Origin of the sequence: Deinococcus roseus (genome assembly GCF_014646895.1) — a bacterium.
GTDB classification, from domain to species: Bacteria; Deinococcota; Deinococci; order Deinococcales; family Deinococcaceae; genus Deinococcus_C; species Deinococcus_C roseus.
Window position 1 is genome coordinate 31,729 of the sequence record NZ_BMOD01000025.1, and the last position, 19,845, is coordinate 51,573.

The window sequence follows — 19,845 nt, forward strand, 5'->3', positions numbered from 1 at the left end:
TTTCACCCTTTGAGTCCTGAGGGCGGCAGGAAATCCGGGACCAGCGTTCCCAGGTTCAGGGTTTCGGCGCGGGTGAGCACCAGATCGGCAACAGCCAGGTCCAGAATGCCCAGACCGAACGGGCTGAACATCACCACGCTGTTTTCCTGTGCCCTTGCAGGAATTTCCCCCAGGGTGACCTGGGCCAGGGTGCCCCGGATGAAGTCGCGGTGCCCGAGTTTCAGTTCCAGCAGGTGTGGGCTGGTGTTGGCCCTCAGCACGTGGTCGAGGTCATCCACAATGTTCTCGCTGTGCTCCAGCACCTCCGGGGTGAAGTCCCGCAGGGAGACATTCAAAATGGTGGCCCTTTGCAAATCTGCAGGCAGGCTGGACACATGTGGATCCAGGGCAGTGGTGGCAAAGGAAATCACCCAGTCGGACTGCCAGACTTCTGCAAGGTCCTGGGCCACCTGCACGTGCAGACCAGCATGCAGTTCCTCGGCCTGCTTTTTAAATCCTGCTGCCCGCTCTGGCAGGGTGTCGTAAACCAGGGCCTGCTGCACATCCGGGAACACCGTGCGCAAAAAACGCAGGGTCTCAAAGTTGATGGGACCACAGCCCACCAGGGCCACACCCTGAGGCGTGTGACCCTGCAGGTGTTTTGCTGCAAGGGCAGCGCTGGCCGCCGTGCGTTTCATGCTGATGATCGAACCTTCCAGAAAAGCCTCGGGCAGTCCGGTGCGGGGGGAATTCAGCACCATCACCGCAGAAGCGCGGTCCAGTCCCTGCTGGTGATTGCCGGGAAAAGAGGCAATCCATTTGATGCCTGCCCGCTGAATGCCTCCGCCCAGAAAAGCAGGCAGGGCAATGATGCGGTCTCTGGGCTGCTCCGGGAAACGCAGAAACAGCGAGTGGGGCAGCGCACTGTCATGCTGCTGGTGGTGCTCGTAGGCGGCCTGCACATGCTGCAAAATCTGCACCTCCTGGCCTTTAAGCAGGTCCTGCACGGTGGGGCCAGAAAGCACCCGCAGGGACGGGGTGGGGGCGGTTTCAGAATGGGGGTTGAAGGTCATCATGCCTCCTGTAAGGTGTGAATGTGCACGGTCAGGTGGTCCGGCTGGCGCAGGTCGCCGTGCAGGTCGTGCTGCAGGATCTCGATGTCTCCGCGCTTCTCCACGGGCACAAAGCCCGCGAAACGGTAGGTCACCTGCATCATGCGGTTGCGGTCATTGGGTTTGAATTCGGCCTGCAGTTTCACCCCGGCCCGTCTGGCCTCCTGCATCAGGTGGGTGAGCATCACGTTGCCCACCCCACGGGACATCACCCGGCAGGACATCAGGAGCAGTTTGATGGTCCACACCTCCCGCTGCTTTTCCACCACCCCCAGACCGATGGTGCCGTAGGTGCCAAAACGGTCTTCCAGACGGGCCAGATGCACCAGATGATCTGCAGATTTGCGCATCTGGTCCAGTTCCTGCAAAGCGTAGGTGTACCCGGTGGTGTTGAGCTGGTGGGTGCGCACAGTGAGTTCCTCGGCGCGTTCCAGGTCTGCAAATTCCGGGGTGAACAGCGTGAAATGCATGTCCAGGGTGCGCAGGAACTCAGCGGAGGTGCCAGAAAACTGCTGCTCTGCCCCTTTGCGTTGCTCCTCACTGCGGTACAGGGCGCGGCGGGTGCGGGCCTCAGGGGTCACAGTGGGGCTGAATTCGGGCAGGGCAAGCAGGGTGTTCAGGTCCTCTGCCCGGTAACAGCGCACCTGGGGCAAAGCGTACTGCACCTCCTGCAACTCAAAATCCTGATCGTCCATGAAAGCGATGCTGTCCAGACCGATGTTGAGGTTTTCAGCGATCTGCCGGATGGACTGGGATTTGGGGTTCCAGTGCACTTCAGGGTACAGGAAATACCCCCACAACCCCAGTTCCTCAAGCCTGCTTTGCACGTCCTGAAAGTGGTTTTTGCTGGCGATGGACAGCAGGATGCCCCGTTCATCGAGCTTTGTCAGCACCCCTTCCACATGCGCTTTCAGGCTCACCTGGGGGTCTTCCAGCAGGGTGCCGTCCCACAGGGTGTGGTCGAGGTCCCACACCAGACACTTGATGGTTTTCATAACGCTCCTTCAAAAATGCCCTGGCCGTACCCGTCCTGAAGCTGTCTGGCAATCTGCATCTGCAGGATTTCGGGGGTGCCCTCGATGATCTCTGCCACCTTGGCATCCCGCCACAAACGCTCAGCAGGGAAATCGGGGAGGCAACCTTTTGCGCCCAGGAGGTGCACTGCGGTGTGTGCAGCCTCGGCAGCAAAATTTGAGGCCTGGTACTTGGCCAGCAGCGTGTCGGTGAGGTGCTGCGGGTCGCGGCGGTCCCGGGACAGGGCAGCCTGATAACACAGCAGGCGGGCACTGTGCAGTTTCACGGCCATTTCGGTGAGGTGGCGCTGCACCAGCTGGTGGGAAGCCAGCGGTGACCCATACTGCTCGCGGGTGCGGGTGTGCTCCAGCACGGTGTCCAGTGCTGCCTGCAAGATGCCCACGCTGCCCCAGGCCACACTGAAACGGCCCCAGTCCAGCGTGGAGGTCAGCACGTAATGGTGCCCGAACCCTTCACGGCCCAGCAGGTGTTCTGCAGGCACCCTGGCATCCTGAAAATGCAGGCGGGCCAGCATGGAAGCGCGGGTGCCCAGCAAATCAGAGAGCGGTTCGATGCTGAGGCCAGGGGTGTCCCGGTCCACCAGAAAAGCGGTGTGTCCCTGTTGCATGCGGCCAAACACCACAAACACATCCGCCCGCTGTCCGAAGGTGATCCACTGTTTGGTGCCGTTCAAAAGGTAATGGTTGTCTTGCCGGGTGGCCATCAGTTGCACGTTCTGCGCATCTGACCCAGCAGTGGCTTCACTGAGGGCAAAAGCGCCAATCAAATCTCCACAGGCCAGTCTGGGCAATACCTGTTCCCGCACACTGCGGGTGGCCCAGCGGGCCGTGGCGTGGCAGGCCATGCCGTGCACGGTCAGCAAACTGCGCACCGAGGAACAGCCTGCTCCAATGGCTTCATGCAGCAGACCGTAGGTCAGGGAATCCCAGCCCTGACCTACGGATTGTTCTGGCACATTGGCCCCCAGGTACCCATGCTGTCCCAGCAGGGAAATCAGGGATTCGGGAATGTATTGAGCCCGGTCCCACGCTCCAGCATGAGGGGTGATGTGCTGGCTGGTGAAAGCCTGAAAAGCCTGGAACTGGCGCAAATGGGGTTCAGAAAGCGGAAGTCTCATGGGTGCTGCCTCATGCAGGCTGGACGGTTTTGCGCAGCACAAAGTCACCGAGGGCCTGAATGCTGCTGAAATTCTGGATGTCCAGGTCTTCGCTTTCCACCTGAATCCCAAAGGCCTGCTCCACAAAAACCACCAGTTGCATGGCAAAAAGCGAGGTCACATACCCGCTGCTGAACAGGTTTTCATCGTCTTGCAGGTCGTAGCCTCTGAAGCGGCCGAGCACAAATTCCCTGATTTTGTTTTTGATGTCTGTCATTTTGATGTCTGGCATAACGTCTCCTCTGGTGGGTTCCTGGTGGTTTTACTGGTGTCTGAAGAAGCCTTCTCCGGTTTTGCGGCCATGCAGGCCAGCGTCCACCATCTGCTTCAGCAGCGGACAGGGTCGGAATTTGGGGTCCTGGTAGGCGTCCAGAAGCACTTCCAGGGAATGCAAAATGGTGTCCAGGCCAATCAGGTCAGCGGTTTCCAGCGGTCCCATGCTGTGCCCGAAGCAGTTCTTGAACACCAGATCAATGTCGGTGGGGTTGGAGGTGCCTTCATGCACCAGAAAGATCGCCTCGTTGATGGTGAGCATGAGGACCCGGTTGGAGATGAAACCCGGAGCGTCTTTGACCAGCACATGCTTTTTGCCAAATCGGTTTAAAAAATCTGCGGTGGTGTCCAGGGTGGCCTGGGAGGTGTGGTAACCGCGGATCAGTTCCACCATGCTTTTCTGCGGCACCGGGTTCATGAAGTGGATGCCCACCACCCGGTCTGCGCGCCCGGTCACCGAGGCAATGCGGGTGATGGAAATGGCGGAGGTGTTGGCAGCAAAAATGGTGTGCTGTGGGCAAATTTCACCCAGTTTTTCAAAGATGGGTTTTTTGATCTCCCAGTTCTCCGTGACGTTCTCAATGATGAAATCACAGTGCTGCACGTCTTCAAGTTGCCCACTGAACCGGATGAGGTCCCAGTCCAGCGTGGTTTCCCAGCCGGTTTTCCCCATCATTTTCTGGAAACGCAGGTTCTGCTGCATGGATTGTCTGGCACCTTGCAGGGCCTTTTCAAAGTGGTCGATGAGCACCACCTGAAAGCCGTGCTGGGCGAGGTTCTGGGCCACACCAGAACCCATCACACCTGCACCGATCACCCCCACACGGGAGATGACGGGTTGTTCTGGTTTCTGGGGGGTCTTAAAGGCAGGTTCCTGAATCACAAAGCCTCCTGGGGTTTTAAAGCGGGGCGTCCCAGTGGGGACATGAGGAAAGGCAAACTGAGCAGCAGCACGGCAATGCCAATGCCCAGATAAACAGCGTTGATGTTGTGGGTGTGTTCCACCAGATACGCGCCCAGAAAGCCTCCCAGGGGGATGGCAGACCAGGCCAGCACCTCTGCCACAGTGACCACCCGGCCCAGCAGTTCGGAGGGCACCATCGACTGGCGCAAAACCCGTGCAGAGATGGCGCACAACATGATCAGTCCGTTGTCGATGGCCCACCACACGGCAGAAAGCCAGAAGTTCTGCGAGAGGGCAAACAGGATCAGGGCCACCCCCTGCAAGAACACCGTGCCCAGGATCAGGTGGCCGGGTTTGAAGCGCTGGTTGAACCATCCGGCCAGCAGCGAGAACCCCACCACCCCCAGGCTGCCCGAGGCAAACAGCACCCCCAGCTGAAAGTCAGAGGCGTGCAGCACCTGCTTTCCGTACAGCACCAGTTGCGCAGAGGTGGTCCCGGTGAGGAAATTCAGCAAGGCCAGCAGCAGCGAGATGGAGCGCAGGGTCGGGTGGGAAAACACGAATTGGAGGCCTTCCAGGATGTCCTCTTTAAAGGTGCGGCGGGGGCGGTTGGCCGGACGGAATTCGGACTTCAGGCCTCCAATGGCAAAGGCCGAAAACAGGTAACTGAAAGCGTCCAGCACGAACAGCACCGGCAAGGTCAGCAGGGTGCGCAGGGACCCGGCCAGCAAAGGCCCGAGGGCATTCATCAGGGAGTAACTGGCCTGGATGCGCCCGTTGGCGGTGGCCAGCAGCGGGGTGGGCACCATGCTGGGAATGGCAGCAAACTCTGCGGCGTTGAACAGGATTCCCAGGGTGGAACTGACAAAGGCCACCGTGTATACCCACCAGAGCGGCAGCATGTCCAGCCACCATAAAGCAGGCAGGGACAGCACCATCACAGCCCGCAGCACATCAGCGATCACCATCAGGCGTTTGCGGTCTGTGCGGTCCACCCAGGCCCCGATCACCAGTCCGAAACACAGGTAAGGCACGTACTGGGTGGCCGTGATCACCGCAAGGTGCAAAGCAGACCCGGTCAGATCGTAGACCAGCAGGGGCACCGCGAACTTCGAGAAGGCATTGCCCAGGTTGGACACCGACTGCCCACTGAAGAACCGCCAGAATTCCCTGGAGAGCCGTTCAGCCACCGTGTTCACCGTGGCCCTCCTGCGCCTCCTGCCGCACCACCACACAGCGCATCTCACAGGTGTAGGTGTGGCCCTCGTGGTCGGTCAGCCAGGTGTTTTCGGGGGTGGGCAGCATCTCGCTGATTTTCAGGCTGGGTTTCCCGGCCTCCTGGGTGCGGCGCACCGCCTTGCAGAACAGTTCCACGTAAACAGGGCTGTCAAAATCCACGAAGAAGGGTTTCCCTTCCACCGGGGTTTTCACAAAGACCAGACGGGGAAGCCCCTGGGATGCAGCCCACCTGCGGGCCTCCAGAAAGCGGCTGCTTTCTGCTTTGAGGTTTGCAAACTTTAGTGCATCCACCTGCACCGTCCAGTTTTCGCGGGACACCACCAGGTCCCCGAAGGCCACCCTGGGCTGGTGGGGTTTTTCGGCCAGCAGGCGGAAGAAATCCACAGCCACCTCGTTGAGCCCCTCTGCCACAGCTTCGATCAAATCAAAAGAGATGCGGTGGTCGCGGGTGCGGGCGATCAGCTGTCCATCTTGCAGCTCAACAACCAGATCCCCGATGGGAATCTGCTGTTTTAAAGGCGTGCTGGCGATGTTCTCGGACATGATCAGGCGGTGGTCTTTGCCCGGAACCACGCCCAGTGAGGTGCGGGTGGTGTAGCCCTCCCAGTCCTCCGGGGGAACCGGGTGCAGGCGGGCCTGCGGGATGTCGGTTTCCAGCAGGTGCTCGATCAGGGCGGCATCCGGGTGTTGCTGCACAAAGAGGGCGGTGACCTGGGTGTTCTGGGCGAGGTGCATCTCCCCCATCACCAGCTGGTAATCCCCGTTCTGCAGGGCTTCCAGGCTGGATGCGGAAACCATGATGTCCGGGCACTGGTAACGGGCACTCTGCCAGCCCAGGTCCGGGGTGTCAAAAGCAGCCCGCACTTTCGCTTCAAGTTCCTGCAGGGTGAAGTGCACCTGCTTGCTTTCTGGGTCAAGATCCAGGATCTCTGCCCATTTCTGTTGAAACAGGTGCAGCACCTGTTTTGCGGGTGCATCCGGTCCCAGCATCAGGGGCTGGGCCTGCTGCCAGAACACCGCAATGTCAAAAGCCTGCTGCCCCAGTGCAGCGGCAATCTGCTGGTACAGGCCGTGAAACACCTGACGGTACAGCCTGCCCAGTTGGGCGGTGGCCCAGTTTCCGCTGACCAGCAGCAGTTCCAGCGCAGGACCCAGCCGGTCCAGCAACAGTTGCCCGACTTCAAAGTGCAGGTCGCGCTGGCAGTCTTCGTAGACCAGGGTGCGTCCGGCGTAATTGCGTCCTGCACCACGGGTGGTGTCCTGCCCGGTGATCTGCTGAAACACCTCATCCAGTTTGCCCAGGGCGAGGTTCAGTTTTTCGGGGTTTCCGTGGGCCTCCTGCACGGCCTGCCTGCCCTGCTCCAGTTGCTCCAGTTGACCCAGGGCAAGCTTTTTCAGCCCTGGGTCGCCAATCTGCTGGAGTTGTGACAGCAGGTACCGCTCTGCATGGGGCTCCAAAGGGGCACGGAAGCTCCAGTCCAGCAAACCCTGCTGCTGCAATTGAGAAAACAGACCGTAAACCTGCTGGGCAGGCACCCCCTGCTGCGCGGCCAGATCGGCAATTTGCTGGGCACTGCGCTCACCATTGCAAAGTTTCAGCAGGGTCACACCGGGCACATCCAGCGGGATGCCAGGGCGTCCGGGCAGGGTCAGGGTGGTGCCTTCAAAACCCACAAAAGACTTCAGGCGAGGGGGCAGCCAGGGTTGCATGCCAGGAAGGCTGGACAGGCTGCGGGCAAAAGCGTCCAGGGCCCAGCCCTCCCAGTAGACCTGGCGGCGTTTCAGCAGCTGTTTGCCGGGTTTGTGCAGCACTTGAAAGGGAGCCTGCTGAAAGCCCCCCCAGCCAATCGGCCCAAAAAACCCGATGGAGTCGTTTTTCAGGCTGTAGCGCTGCAGGTAACTGGCCACCATCTGCTCGTGCTGCCGGACCTGCGAGGAGCGCTTCTCGAGTCCAGGCTGGTGGTTCAGCAGGGGCTGGATGCCGCTCTGGAAAGCCCTGCGGTTCTGCCACAGCACCGCCTCCTGAAAGAGCGGCTTCAGGGCCAGTTCTTGCAGGGTGCGGGTCACCTCTGGCATGTCCTGCTGGAAGGTGTGCTGGTAAGCGTCCTGCTGCTCTTGCACGGCCTGCAGGGCTTCCCGGAAAGGCTGTAAACCACTGCTGTCTGACTCGGGGCACCTGCCCTGCTGCAACGCACGCACCCATTTCACCAGACGGTCCCGCTCCGGGGTTCTGGTAGGGCTGGCCTCCAGTTGTGCCCTGAGGTGTTGCAAGGTCTTTTCCTGCACCCGTTGAAGTTCGTTTTGTTTTGCATTCAAAAGATCGGCCTGCCGGGAAATGCCTGCAGCAGACAGGGACAGCGCCCAGTCCACCGGGAAACCCGCCCCCCGCACACACAGAAAAGGCCACAGTTTGAAGGTACCCGCTTTGAAGGTGCCCTGAAGGGAATGTCTGCTGGATGGTTCCTGAATGGCCTGTGTCACTGCTTCCTCCTGGTCAAACTGTTTAATGTGGGGCATGCGGTGATCTGCCGCAGGGTGCCGGTCATGCCAGCGTCCTGCCCCGGCTGAGCTCCCGGATGCGTTCCTGCCACTCCAGGTCGTACACACTGTCCATGTAGCGTTCCCCACGGTCGGGCAGCAGGGTGACGATACGGGACCCTTCGGGGATGCGGGGCAGGCACTTCTGGATGCCCGCCACCACCGAACCGGAGGATCCGCCCGCCAGGATGCCTTCGTGTTCCAGCAGGGCCATGCAGCCCTCCATGGCTTCCAGGTCATTGACCAGCACCACTTCATCGATGGACTCCGGGTGGAACAGTTCCGGCACCCGGCTGGCCCCGATCCCTGGAATCCAGCGGGGTCCGGGAGGCGTGCCAAAAATCACCGAACCTGCCGCATCGATGGCCACCACCTTGAGGTCAGGGTGGGTTTCTTTCAGGCGTCTGGAGAGGCCCCGGATGGTTCCGGTGGTGCTGACCGCCACAAACAGGTAATCGATCTTTCCCGACACCTGTTCAGCCATTTCTTTCCCGGTGTGGTGGTAGTGGGCCAGCCAGTTGTTCTCATTGGCATACTGGTTGAGCCACAGCCCTCCAGGAACCTGCTGTTCAAGCCACTTCACCCGCGCAACCCGGGTGTTCAGGTAACCCCCCTGCTCATCAAGCTCGGTGACCATGTCGATCTTCGCCCCCAGGCGGCGCATGATCTCCAGGTTGGTCCCGGAAATTTTGGGATCCACCACGCAGGTGAGGGGCAACTGGTGGGCACGGGCCACCATCGCCAGGGCAATCCCCAGGTTCCCGGAAGTGCTTTCAATCAGGTGGGTGCCTGCATGGATGAGTCCGCTTCGCAGCCCTTCCTGGATGATGTATTTTGCAGGTCGGTCCTTGGCACTGCCCCCCGGATTGAGCATTTCCAGTTTGGCCATCACCTCGATGCCTGTTCCGGCAAACAAACGTTCCAGACGGACAACAGGCGTCTGACCAATGCAATCAACCACCGATGAATAAACCATGCGTCCCTCCCCTCCCCTGCACGCTCATGCGGGGGTCACCGCGTCCTGCAGGAAGCCTTTGTGCACCATGAAGCGGTGGTACACCTGCAACAGCTCTGCATTGGCGGTGGGGCAAGTGACCCCCTCCTGTTGCAGCAAACTGGTGGTGAGGGTGCTGTCCACCAGCCTGCCCTGTGCGCTGCCGTCCTCGGGGGCGTGGAAATCCTCGGGAAGGTACGGCACCAGCGGGTACAGGGCGTTTTCCGGGGTGGCCGCAATCTTGCTGATCCAGCGGTCGTAATGCACCTTGCTGAGGGGATACCCCAGCGTGCCCATCCAGCCGATGATTTCCTGCCAGAAGGAGGTTTCACTGTTCACCACATGGAAGGTGCCTGCTGCCTGGCTCAGGGAAAGCCGGACCAGCCCTTCAGCCACAAAATCCACCGGGGCGATGTTGAGCTGCACATGGATGTCCGGGACCAGCCCCAGTTCAATGCAGCCCTTGGTCATGCGGTAAATGAAATCCCCGGTGTTGCAGGCCCCGGTCTGGCTGTGGCCCGCCACGTAAGCCGCGCGGTAGATGCTGGTGGGAATGCCGCGCCTGCGGGCTTCCAGCACCAGTTGTTCCGCCACCCATTTGCTGATGGCATACCCGGTGAGCATCCCCTCGCTGTAATCCAGGGAAGCCAGGTCAAAGTCTTCAGCAGGCAGGCTGGATTCGGGGTAGGTGGGCACATCAAAGACCGCTGTGGAAGACACATGATGCACCGGTTTGAGGGTGCCCTGCACAGCAAAACGCAGCACCTCAATGGTGCCTTCCACGTTGGCCGCTTTGAGGGCCTGATAGGGGTAAATCCAGTTCACCCAGGCCGCAACGTGGTACACCGCCTGCACTTCCTGGGCCAGTTGCTGGTAAGTTTCTGCAGACAGACCAAAATTGCGCTGGATGAGGTCTCCCACAATGATCTGCAGGCGCTCCAGACGGGCTGGATCTGCAGGAAGCACCCCGTAATTCTGCAGGTTGGCCAGCAGGCGTTCACGGGCCTCTGCTTCGTTTTCAGCCCGGATCAGGCAACAAATCTGGGCGTCGGTTTGCTGCAGCAGTTCATCCACCACGAACGCCCCCAGAAAACCCGTTGCTCCAGTGAGCAGCACTTTTCCGGGCACCCCACTGAAGGCCACTTGACCGGCCTGAGGGCGAATTTCTGCTTCCAGCCGGGCTTCCTGCCAGAAATCCAGGGTTTCCTGCCGGGAAGGCTGCGCGTCCAGCAGGGGCAGCAGGGCTTCCACACTGGGGGCCTGAAAGAGGGTGACCAGTTGCAGTTTCGCCCCGAACACCTCCCGGATGCGGGAAATCAGTTGCACCGCCAGCAGGGAATGCCCGCCCAGTTCAAAGAACCCCTGGTCTTTGCGGATGTTCTGGATGCCCAGCAGTTCGCTGTAAAGGTCCAGCAGTTGCTGTTCTGCGTTGCTGTTTGAAAGGGAGGGGGTGGAGGAGGTTTCCCCTTGCTGGGGCTGACTTTCGGAGAACGCCAGTGTCGCAGCTTGCACTGCCGTTTCCTGTTTTGCAGGTTCAATCCAGTGGTACTGGCGCTCAAAAGGATAGGTGGGCAAGGGCACGCGGCAACGCTGTTCTGACGCATAAAAACCCTGCCAGTCGATCTGCACGCCCTGGCACCACAGTTTCCCCAGCGTCTGCAGGGCATGCTGCTGCGCAGGAAGTTGTTCAAAAGGGTGGGGCAGCACACTGAAGACGGGGTGGGTGTCTGCCTGCAGGTGTTGTCTGGCAAACACGCTGAGCGACTGGGCCGGTCCCACTTCCAGCAAGATCCCCTGGAAGTCCTCTGCCAGCCTGCTGATTCCCTGACTGAAGCGCACCGGGGCGCAGAGGTGCTCAGCCCAGTAAGCGGGGTTGCAGGCCTCATTTTCGGTGAGCCAGTTTCCGGTCAGGTTGGACAGCACTGGAATTTCTGGAGCCTGCAGTTTCACGCCTTGCAGGAGTTGCAGAAGTGCAGGTTTGAGGTGTTCCAGCCTGCTGGAATGAAAGGGATGGGTGGCGGCCAGACGCCTTGCAGCAAGGCCTTCCTGCAGGAGTTCGGTTTCCAGTGCGCCCACCGCTTCCAGCGTTCCAGAGACCACGCACAGCGCTGGAGCATTCACAGCAGCCAGAGAGAGTCCATCTTTCAGGCGCTTCAGGATGTCCTGTTCGGAGAGGGGGACGGCCAGCATGGCCCCCACAGGTTCCTGATCGATCAGGGCGGCCCGCAAAGCCACCACCCTCAGGGCGTCTGGCAGCGACATCACACCTGCGAGGGTCACCGCCACGTATTCGCCCAGGCTGTGCCCGATCAGGCGGGCAGGCTGGATGCCCCAGGCCTGCCAGAGTTGCGCAAGGCTGTACTCCACGGCAAAAAGGGCAGGCTGGGCATGGCGGGTGCGGCCCAGTTCTCCTGCAGCTGCACCTCCGCGCAGATCCCGGAAGTTGACCTGTCCTTCCTGCCACAGCAGGGTGCGCAGATCCAGCCCCACATGCGCTGTGAGCCGTTCACAGCAGTGGTCCAGGCTTTCCCGGAACACCGGCTCGGTGTCGTACAGATCGCGGATGGTGGCAGCGTAACGTTCCCCCACCCCTGGAAACATCCAGGCCACTTCGGGGGAAGGGGCAGCCAGTTGTGAGGCAGCAGGTTGCTGCAGTTTCTGCACGGCCTCTTCCAGGCTTTTTGCCACCACGGCCCGCCTGTGTGAGAAGGCTTTGCGTCCCACCTGCAGGGTGTAGGCCACGTCTGGCAGGGTTTCTTTTGCACCTTTCAGGTGTTCTGCAAGCTGTTGGGCCTGCTGCTGCGCTGCGTTTTCGCTGCGTCCTGAGAACAGCAGCAGCTGGGGGGTTCTGGAAGGTGCAGCAGGAGCACGCTGTGGGGCCTCCTCCACAATCACGTGGGCGTTGGTGCCGCCCAGCCCGAAAGAACTCACCCCGGCGATGCGCCTGCCCCCAAAAGGTTCCCAGGTTTTCAGGGTGGTGTTGATGTAAAAAGGGCTCTTTGCCCAGTCCACCAGCGGGGTGGGGGTGTGCAAATTCAGGCTGGCGGGGATCTGCTGGTGCTGCAGTCCCAGCAGGGTTTTCATCAGGCCTGCCATGCCTGCTGCAGTGTTGACGTGCCCGATGTTGGTTTTCACCGAACCCAGTGCAACCGTTCCTGCTTCCACGCCCTCATATGCCTGTCCCAGTGCACGCAGTTCGATGGGGTCTCCCAGGCGGGTGGCGCTGCCGTGCGCCTCCACATAAGACACCTGCTGGGGTTCGATGCCTGCCACGCCCAGCGCTTCCAGGATCACCTCGGACTGGCCAGGAACCCCTGGAGCGGTGTAGCCCACCTTGTGGGCCCCATCGTTGTTGAGGGCGCTGCCCAGCAAAACCCCATGAATGAAATCCCCATCCCTGAGGGCGTCTTCCATGCGTTTGAGCAGCACCACACCCACCCCGCTGCCAAACAGGGTGCCGTCTGCATGCTGGTCAAAGGAGCGGCAGTGCCCATCCGAGGACACAATCCCTTCTGGCTGGTACAGGTAACCCCCAATTTTGGGCAAAGCCAGGGACACTGCACCCGCCAGTGCCAGATCCGATTCTCCGCTGAGCAGGCTCTGGCACCCCAGGTGGATGGCCACCAGCGAACTCGAGCAGGCGGTCTGCACGGTCAGGCTGGGCCCCCGCAAATTCAGCTTGTAGGAGATGCGGGACGCCAGGTAATCCTTGCCGTTCCCCACGATGGCCGGAAAGCCACCCATGCTTTCCATCAGTTCCCGGTGGGCCGAAAGGTTGTACCACAGGTACCCGTTTTCTCCGGTTCCAGCGTACACCGAGACCCGTTCTTTCAGGGTGTCCGGAACGTACCCGGCGTTCTCGAAGGCCTCCCAGGCGGTTTCCAGCAGCAGGCGGTGCTGCGGGTCCATGATGCTGGCCTCGCGGGGGGTGAAACCAAAAAAGCTGTGGTCAAAAAGCTCAATCCCTTCCAGATAAGGCCGTGCCCTGACATAGTTGGGGTCCTGCAGCAGTTCCTGGGAAACCCCGGCCTGCAAGAGTTCTTCCATGCTGAAGGTGCGGATGCACTCGCGGCCCTCTTGCAGGTTCTGCCAGAATTCCGAGAGGTTCTGGGCGTCTGGGAAGCGTCCAGCCATGCCAATGATGGCGATGCTCTGGCTGTGGTCTCTGTCCAAAAAATCATTCATGTGTCTCCTCGGCGTTGCTGCCTGCGCTGCATGGCCTGACGGCGTTGCTGTCCACGGTCCAGGGCCTGTTCGGCCTGATCCTTGCCGGATCCTTCCTGCTGGAGGTGCAGGGCAAAACTGCGAATGGTGGGATGTTCAAAAAACAAAGTCATGGGAAGTTCTCGTTCCAGACATGCCTGCACCCTGGCATGCAACTGGACCAGCAGCAGGGAATGTCCCCCCACCTCAAAGAAGCTGTCTTCCACGCTGAGCTGGGTCTGCCCCAGCAACTCACACCACAGCTCTAAGAGCTGGGTTTCCAGAGCGCCCGAAGGGGGAACAAGGGGGCGTTCTGCAGCACTCCACTGGGGTTCGGGGAGTTGCTTGCGGTCCAGTTTGCCGTTGGCGTTCAGGGGCATCTCTGGCAGCACCACCACCCAGGAGGGGACCATGTAATCGGGAAGGTGCAGGGCCACGTGCTGCCTGAGCCGTTGCACGTCCAGTACATCTGTCAGCACCACGTAAGCCCCCAGGCGGTCCTGATGGCCGATCACCACGGCTTCCCGGACCTGGGGATGCTGGTTCAGCACCGCTTCGATTTCCCCGAGTTCGATGCGGAAACCGCGAATTTTCACCTGGTGGTCCAGCCGTCCCAGGAATTCCAGTTGACCTTGCACGTTCCAGCGCACCAGATCTCCGGTGCGGTACAGCCTGCCTCCTGGCACAAAAGGATCCTCCAGGAACACTTCAGCGGTGCGCTTCTGGTCTTTGAAGTAACCCCTGCCCACACCCACCCCACCCACAAAGAGTTCTCCGGGGGTGCCAAGCGGCACGGGTTTGAGCTGCGGGTTCAGCACGTAAAGCTGCATGTTGGGGATCACCGACCCGATGGGGGTGATGCGGGTGTGCTCTGGCAAGGGGGCGTGAAGGGCAAAGTGGGCCACGTCGTCCGAGCATTCGGTGGGACCGTAAGCGTTCAGCAGGGGAATGTGCGGGTAAAACTGGAACCATGCTGTGCACAGGTCCGGGGGCAGGGCCTCTCCGGTGACCAGCAACCAGCGCAACTGCAACGCTGGCGGGGCCTGCAGTTGCAGAAGTTCGGTGGTGGCCCTGAGCAGGGAGGGCACGGTTTCCAGCACGCTCACCCCATCCTGCACAACACAACGCAACAGTCCCAGGGGATCGAGGGCCACTGCATCGGGGTAGACCACCGTCTGACCGCCCTGCAAGAGCGCCACCAGGAACTGCCACACCGATATGTCAAAGCACTGCGAGGCGGTCTGGGCCACCACATCCTCAGGGGTGAGCCTGAGGTCATGCACCTTGGCGTACAGGTGGTTGACCATGCCTTTTTGCAGCACCATCGCCCCTTTGGGCTTCCCGGTGGACCCCGAAGTGTAAATCACATAAGCCAGGTTTTCCGGGCTGGTCTGCACCTCTGGGTTGCTGGTGGGCTGGTCTGTGAGGTCCAGGGCGTCCAGTGCAAGCTGCAGCACCGTTTCCGGGAGGCCCAGACGGGACACCCGATCCAGCACCTGCAGAAGGGAATGCTGGGTGAGGATCAGCGGGGCGTCCAGCTGTTCCAGCACCTGCCAGAGCCTCAATTCCGGGTGCTGGGGGTCCAGGGGCACGTAAGCTGCCCCCGCCTTGAACACCGCCAGCATCGCCATCAGGAAGTCCCCGGAGCGCTCCATCAGGATGGGCACCAGCACCTCTGGACCCACGCCCTGCTGCATCAGCAAATGGGACAGCCGGTTTGCACGGTCGTTCAGCTCCCGGTACGTGAGGTGACGGCCCTGGCAGGAGACAGCAATGTGATCTGGGGTGATTTCCACCTGTTTTTCAAACAGCACCTTGAAGCTGGAGTCCAGCGGGAAGTCCTGCTGGTTGCTGTTCCAGGTTCTGAGCAGCACATGTTCTTCTGATGGGGGCACAAAAGACCGTCTGGTGTGAGACCCTTCAGGCTCCTGCACCAGGGCCTGCAGCACCTCCCGGTACACCTGCCCGATCTGCTGCACCTGCTTTTCACCCAGCTGTGAGGTGTCGTAATGCAAATCCAGCGTCAGGGCAGAGGAATCCAGTCCCTGGTTGAATTCGGCCCTGAGGGGGTACTCTGTTTCCAGCACGGCACTGCGCTGCAACAATCTCCCGGCCTGCAACTTCAGGAGGTCTGCAGCCACATGGAAGTGGGTGTAATTGAACACCACCTCGAAAGGCAGACTGCCCTGCTGTCCCTGCTGCATGCGGGCCATCGGGTAACGGCGGTGGGGCAGCAGCGAGCGTTCTTTCTGGTGCACCTGTCGGATCAAATCCAGAAAGCTCCCTTCCGTGAGGTCCAGCCGGAAGGGCAGGGTGTTCAGAAAGAGGCCCAGCACCTCCTCTGATTGCCCGGATTCCAGGCGTCCGCCCTGTTCCAGACCGCTCACAAGGTCCTGCTGGTTGGTCAGCACCGAAAGGGACTTGAGGTGCCAGGCCAGCAGCACGTGCTTGATGGACACCCCCAGTTCACGGGCCAGCAGGTGCAGTCTGGCTCCTTCTGCCTCTGCAACCTTCACCGGAGAGAGGGCCACCCCACGTTTCTGCAGGGTCTGGGAGGCCACCCATCTGGGCAGCACGGTGGCCTGGGCACCGGAAAGTTCCTGCTGCCAGAAACCCTTGCTCTCCGACTGCAACGCCTGCAGCTCGGCCTGCACGAAATCCCGATAAAGCGGCTGGGGGGTGGGTTTTTCGGGCAGGTCCTGGCCCTGCAAAAGCTGCTGGTAGCTGGAAAACAGCTCGGCCTGGAAAGCATTCACGCTCCAGCCGTCCAGCAGGGAATCGTGGAAACTCAGGGTGTACTGGTAGGTCTGGTCGTCCAGCAGATGCACCTGAAAACGGGCCAGCGGAGGAGAAGCCCAGTCGAAGCGCCACTGTTTTTCTTGCTGCAGGTCCTCGTGCAGGCGGTTTTCCTGGACCTGTGCATCCAGACCCCGCAAATCATGCAGTTCAAAAGGCACCTGCACGTGACGGTGCACCCGTTGCAAGGGACCGCCCGGAGCACCCAGGTCAAAAGAGGTGCGCAAGATGGGGTGCCTGCGCACCAGACGGTCCAGCGCCTGAATGAAAATGGGTTTGCGGAATTCCCCCTGGATGCGGTAGGTCATGATGTCGTGGTACAGGGCACTTCCGGCATGCAGTTCGCTCTGGAACACCAGTCCGGCCTGCAGGGTGGAGAGGGGATAAGCGTCTTCCAGGCCCTCTGGCAGCAACTCCAGGGCTGCGGATGGGACGAGGGAAAAGGGAACTGTGGTTTCTGTCTCTGCAACGCCATCTTGCAGGCTTGCCGCCAGTTCCCGCAGGGTGGGATGCTGGAAAAGCTGCTGCAGGGTGAGGCCCAGGCCTTTTTCACGGGCACGGGAAATCACCGTGAGGCTGCGGATGGAGTCTCCTCCCAGCGCAAAGAAACCATCGTCCAGGCCCACTTTCTCCACGCCCAGCACCTGTGCCCAGATGTCTGCCAGGTCTTTTTCCTGTGCTGTGCTGGGGGCCACGTAAGCCTGCTGTTGCACCGTCAGATCTGGCAGGGGCAGGTTTTTGCGGTCCAGCTTGCCGTTGGGACTGAGGGGCAATGCCTCAAGGAACACCACATGCTGCGGCACCATGTGTTCGGGCAGGGTGCGGGAAAGCTGGCCGCGCACCTTGCTGGCTTGCAGCGGTTCAGCAGAAACCATGTAAGCCACCAGTTGCTCTGCCCCTGCAAAAGTGCGGGGCATCACGGCAGCGTCCTGCACACCAGACAGGCTTTTCAGGGCCACCTCGATTTCCCCGAGTTCGATGCGAAAACCACGGATTTTCACCTGGTGGTCCAGCCGCCCCAGAAATTCCAGTTCGCCCCGCGCGTTCCAGCGGGCAAGGTCTCCGGTGCGGTACACCCGTTCCCCGGATGGCAGGGTCACGAATTTTTCAGCGGTGAGGGCAGCTTTGCCGAGGTAGCCCCGGGCCAGTCCCGTCCCCTCAATCAGCAGTTCTCCAGGAATCCCAATCGGCAGCGGGCGCAAATTCTGGTCTGCGATGTGAATTCTGGTGTTGGCAATGGGCCGACCAATCGGCACCGAGGCGCGCTTTTCGTCTTGCTGGCAGGGCCAGAAGGTGACATCAATGGCAGCTTCGGTGGGGCCATACAGGTTGTGCAGTCCTGCCTTGCTGCGCGCAAAAAACTGCTGTGTGACATCCAGCGGCAGGGCTTCCCCGCTGCACATCACCTCCCTGAGGCTCGGGCAGCGTCCGGGGGCAAAATCCTGCAAGAACGCCCGCAGCATGGACGGCACAAAGTGCAACACAGTGATCTTCTGCTGCTCGATCACCTCAGAGAGGTAACGGGGATCCCTGTGGCCTTCCGGGCGGGCCAGCACCAGGGTGGCCCCGGTGATCAGCGGCCAGAAAAACTCCCACACCGAGACATCGAAGCTCATGGGGGTTTTCTGCAACACCCGATCTTTTTCAGTGAGGCTGTAGATGTCCTGCATCCACAGCAGGCGGTTCACCACGCCCCGGTGGGTGTTCATCACCCCTTTGGGTTGCCCGGTGGACCCGGAAGTGTAAATGATGTAGGCGAGGCTGTCCGGGTCCAGGGGCACGGCAAGGTCCTCCTCCAGAGGGGGGCGAGGCAGATCTGCCACCTGCAAAACCACCAGGGTTTCCGGAACCCATCCGGGCACTGTGCCTTTCTCGATCAGCAGCACCCCCGCTTTGCTGTCCTGCAGCATGTAAGCCAGCCGTTCCTGGGGGTATCCCGGATCGAGGGGCACATAAGCTCCTCCGGCTTTCAACACGCCCAGCAGGGCCACCGGAAGGTGCCCGGAACGGTCCATCAGAATGGCCACCGGGATGTCTGGCCCCACCCCCAGGGCCTGCAGGTGGGCAGCCAGCAGGTCAGCCTGCTGATTCAGCTGGTGGTATGTGAGGGTTTTCTGTTCAAAGACCACCGCTGGAGCATCGGGGGTTTTCTGGGCCTGCTGCTCAATGCGCTGGTGCAGCAGGAGGGGGCCTTGCAGCAGCACTTCTGTGCTGTTCCATTGCTGCAGGGTCTCGCGGTCCGCCTGCGTCAGGAAATCCAGTTCACCCAGTTTTGCAGTGGGGTTCAGCAGCATTTCTTTCAAGAGGTGCTGGTAATGCTGGGCCAGCAGCTGCACCGAATTGTGCTCAAAAAGTTCGGTGCTGTACTCAAAGATGCAACGGAAAGCGTTGCCTTCCTCAAAAACCAGCAGCTGCACATCAAACTTGGCGGTCTGGTTCAGGACTTCCCTGGGGGTGACGGTCATTTCACCCATGGAAAAAGCACTCAGGGGCGTCACCTGATGGGCGAACATCGCCTGAAACAGCGGGCTGTGACTGAAGTCGCGCTCCACCTCCAGCGTTTCCAGCACCCGCTCAAAAGGCACCTGCTGGTGTTCCAGGGCACTGAGGGTGGTGCCTTTCACCTTCTGGAAGGCCTGCTGCACGGTGAGGGTTTCCGGCAGGTCTGAGCGCAACACCACGGTGTTGGCAAAGTACCCCACGGTGTTCTGCCATTCCGCGCGGGAGCGGCCCAGGGTGGGGGTGCCAGTGGTCACCTCCTGCTGACCGCTGGATTTGCACAGCAGCACCTGATAGGCCGTCAGCAGCACCATGAAGGGGGTCAGATTCTGCCTGCGGGCCTCTGAACGCAGCAGACCTGCGAGTTCGCTGTCCAGTTGCAGCACCACCGCATCCCCATCGTCCCCCTGCAGGGCAGGCCTGGGGTGGTCCAGGGGCAGGTTCAGCAGGGGCAGCGGTCCAGCCAGACGTTCTTTCCACTGGGTCAGGGAAGCATCCTCTGCGGATTGAACCTGTTGCAGGCTGGCATACGCCCCAAACGTCTGGGAGGGTGCAGGCAAACGTTGACCTGCATACAGGGCACGCAGGTCCTGCAGCAGCAACCCCAGAGACCAGCCATCGGCCACGCTGTGGTGCACCACCAGGGAAAGGGTGTGCTGCACGTCAGAATGGTGAATCAGCGAAATGCGCAGCAGGGGTCCGGTGCGCAGGTCAAAGAGGGTGCGGGCCTCCTGCAGCAGCATCTGTTCTGTGCGTTCAGGGCTTTCCTGGCTGAAGTCCAGCATCTGAAAAGGCACTTCCAGATCAGCATGCACCACCTGCAAAAACCGTTCGCCGTCCTGCTGGAAGGTGGTTCTGAGGGCTTCATGGCGCTGAACGAGGTGCTGCAGGGCCGTTTTCAGGCGCGAAACCTCCAGGTTTCCCTGCAGTTCCAGGGCCGTGGCCATGTTGTAGGCCCGGCTGGGACGCAACTCCGACAGGAAGTACAGGCGCTGCTGGGCGGGGGTCATGGGATAAGTTCTGGGCGCTGTGGCCTGCCGTTCCCGCAGCCGTTCCAGCACCTTCTGGCGCTGTTCGGGGGTCAGGTTTTTCAGGAGGTCATTCTGGGTCATGGGGG

The 19,845-nt window shown here is 60.8% G+C and carries 10 protein-coding genes; all 10 read right to left on the bottom strand.

Features of this window, described 5'->3' with window-relative positions; all coding sequences use genetic code 11:
* Window positions 1-2 precede the first annotated feature (2 nt).
* Window positions 3-1,055, bottom strand: coding sequence for a 2,3-diaminopropionate biosynthesis protein SbnB (sbnB, locus tag IEY52_RS21665; RefSeq protein ID WP_229684909.1), 1,053 nt, complete (start codon window positions 1,053-1,055; stop codon window positions 3-5).
* Window positions 1,052-2,086, bottom strand: coding sequence for an HAD-IIIC family phosphatase (locus IEY52_RS21670; protein ID WP_189006870.1), 1,035 nt, complete (start codon window positions 2,084-2,086; stop codon window positions 1,052-1,054). Before IEY52_RS21670 ends, sbnB begins: the two co-directional genes overlap by 4 nt.
* The gene (locus tag IEY52_RS21675) at window positions 2,083-3,243 is read right to left on the bottom strand and encodes an acyl-CoA dehydrogenase family protein (RefSeq protein ID WP_189006873.1); all 1,161 of its coding nucleotides are present in this window, start codon (window positions 3,241-3,243) and stop codon (window positions 2,083-2,085) included. The genes IEY52_RS21670 and IEY52_RS21675 overlap by 4 nt, the downstream gene beginning before the upstream one ends.
* A 10-nt stretch (window positions 3,244-3,253) precedes the next feature.
* Window positions 3,254-3,514, bottom strand: coding sequence for an acyl carrier protein (locus tag IEY52_RS21680; protein ID WP_229684910.1), 261 nt, complete (start codon window positions 3,512-3,514; stop codon window positions 3,254-3,256).
* 30 nt (window positions 3,515-3,544) lie between these two features.
* Complete coding sequence (locus tag IEY52_RS21685; RefSeq protein WP_229684911.1) at window positions 3,545-4,438, bottom strand: 3-hydroxyacyl-CoA dehydrogenase family protein; 894 nt, start codon at window positions 4,436-4,438, stop codon at window positions 3,545-3,547.
* Window positions 4,435-5,658, bottom strand: coding sequence for an MFS transporter (locus tag IEY52_RS21690; protein ID WP_189006876.1), 1,224 nt, complete (start codon window positions 5,656-5,658; stop codon window positions 4,435-4,437). Before IEY52_RS21690 ends, IEY52_RS21685 begins: the two co-directional genes overlap by 4 nt.
* The gene (locus tag IEY52_RS21695; protein WP_189006892.1) at window positions 5,642-8,179 is read right to left on the bottom strand and encodes a lantibiotic dehydratase; all 2,538 of its coding nucleotides are present in this window, start codon (window positions 8,177-8,179) and stop codon (window positions 5,642-5,644) included. Before IEY52_RS21695 ends, IEY52_RS21690 begins: the two co-directional genes overlap by 17 nt.
* Window positions 8,180-8,240: 61 nt before the next feature.
* A complete protein-coding gene (sbnA, locus tag IEY52_RS21700; protein ID WP_189006895.1) occupies window positions 8,241-9,212 on the bottom strand; it encodes a 2,3-diaminopropionate biosynthesis protein SbnA in 972 nt (323 codons plus the stop codon).
* Between the two features lie 24 nt (window positions 9,213-9,236).
* Window positions 9,237-13,415: a type I polyketide synthase gene (locus IEY52_RS21705; RefSeq protein WP_189006912.1), complete on the bottom strand. Its 4,179-nt coding sequence runs from the start codon at window positions 13,413-13,415 to the stop codon at window positions 9,237-9,239.
* Entirely contained in the window at window positions 13,412-19,840 is a 6,429-nt protein-coding gene (locus IEY52_RS21710) for a non-ribosomal peptide synthetase (protein ID WP_189006916.1), read from the bottom strand. Before IEY52_RS21710 ends, IEY52_RS21705 begins: the two co-directional genes overlap by 4 nt.
* Window positions 19,841-19,845: the final 5 nt, after the last annotated feature.

Bases quoted from the DNA above. Each gene is read 5' to 3' on its own strand.
- IEY52_RS21675 (WP_189006873.1), bottom strand. From the start codon at position 3,243: ATGAGACTTCCGCTTTCTGAACCCCATTTGCGCCAGTTCCAGGCTTTT.
- IEY52_RS21670 (WP_189006870.1), bottom strand. From the start codon at position 2,086: ATGAAAACCATCAAGTGTCTGGTGTGGGACCTCGACCACACCCTGTGG.
- IEY52_RS21705 (WP_189006912.1), bottom strand. From the start codon at position 13,415: ATGAATGATTTTTTGGACAGAGACCACAGCCAGAGCATCGCCATCATT.
- IEY52_RS21680 (WP_229684910.1), bottom strand. From the start codon at position 3,514: ATGCCAGACATCAAAATGACAGACATCAAAAACAAAATCAGGGAATTT.
- sbnA (WP_189006895.1), bottom strand. From the start codon at position 9,212: ATGGTTTATTCATCGGTGGTTGATTGCATTGGTCAGACGCCTGTTGTC.
- sbnB (WP_229684909.1), bottom strand. From the start codon at position 1,055: ATGATGACCTTCAACCCCCATTCTGAAACCGCCCCCACCCCGTCCCTG.
- IEY52_RS21710 (WP_189006916.1), bottom strand. From the start codon at position 19,840: ATGACCCAGAATGACCTCCTGAAAAACCTGACCCCCGAACAGCGCCAG.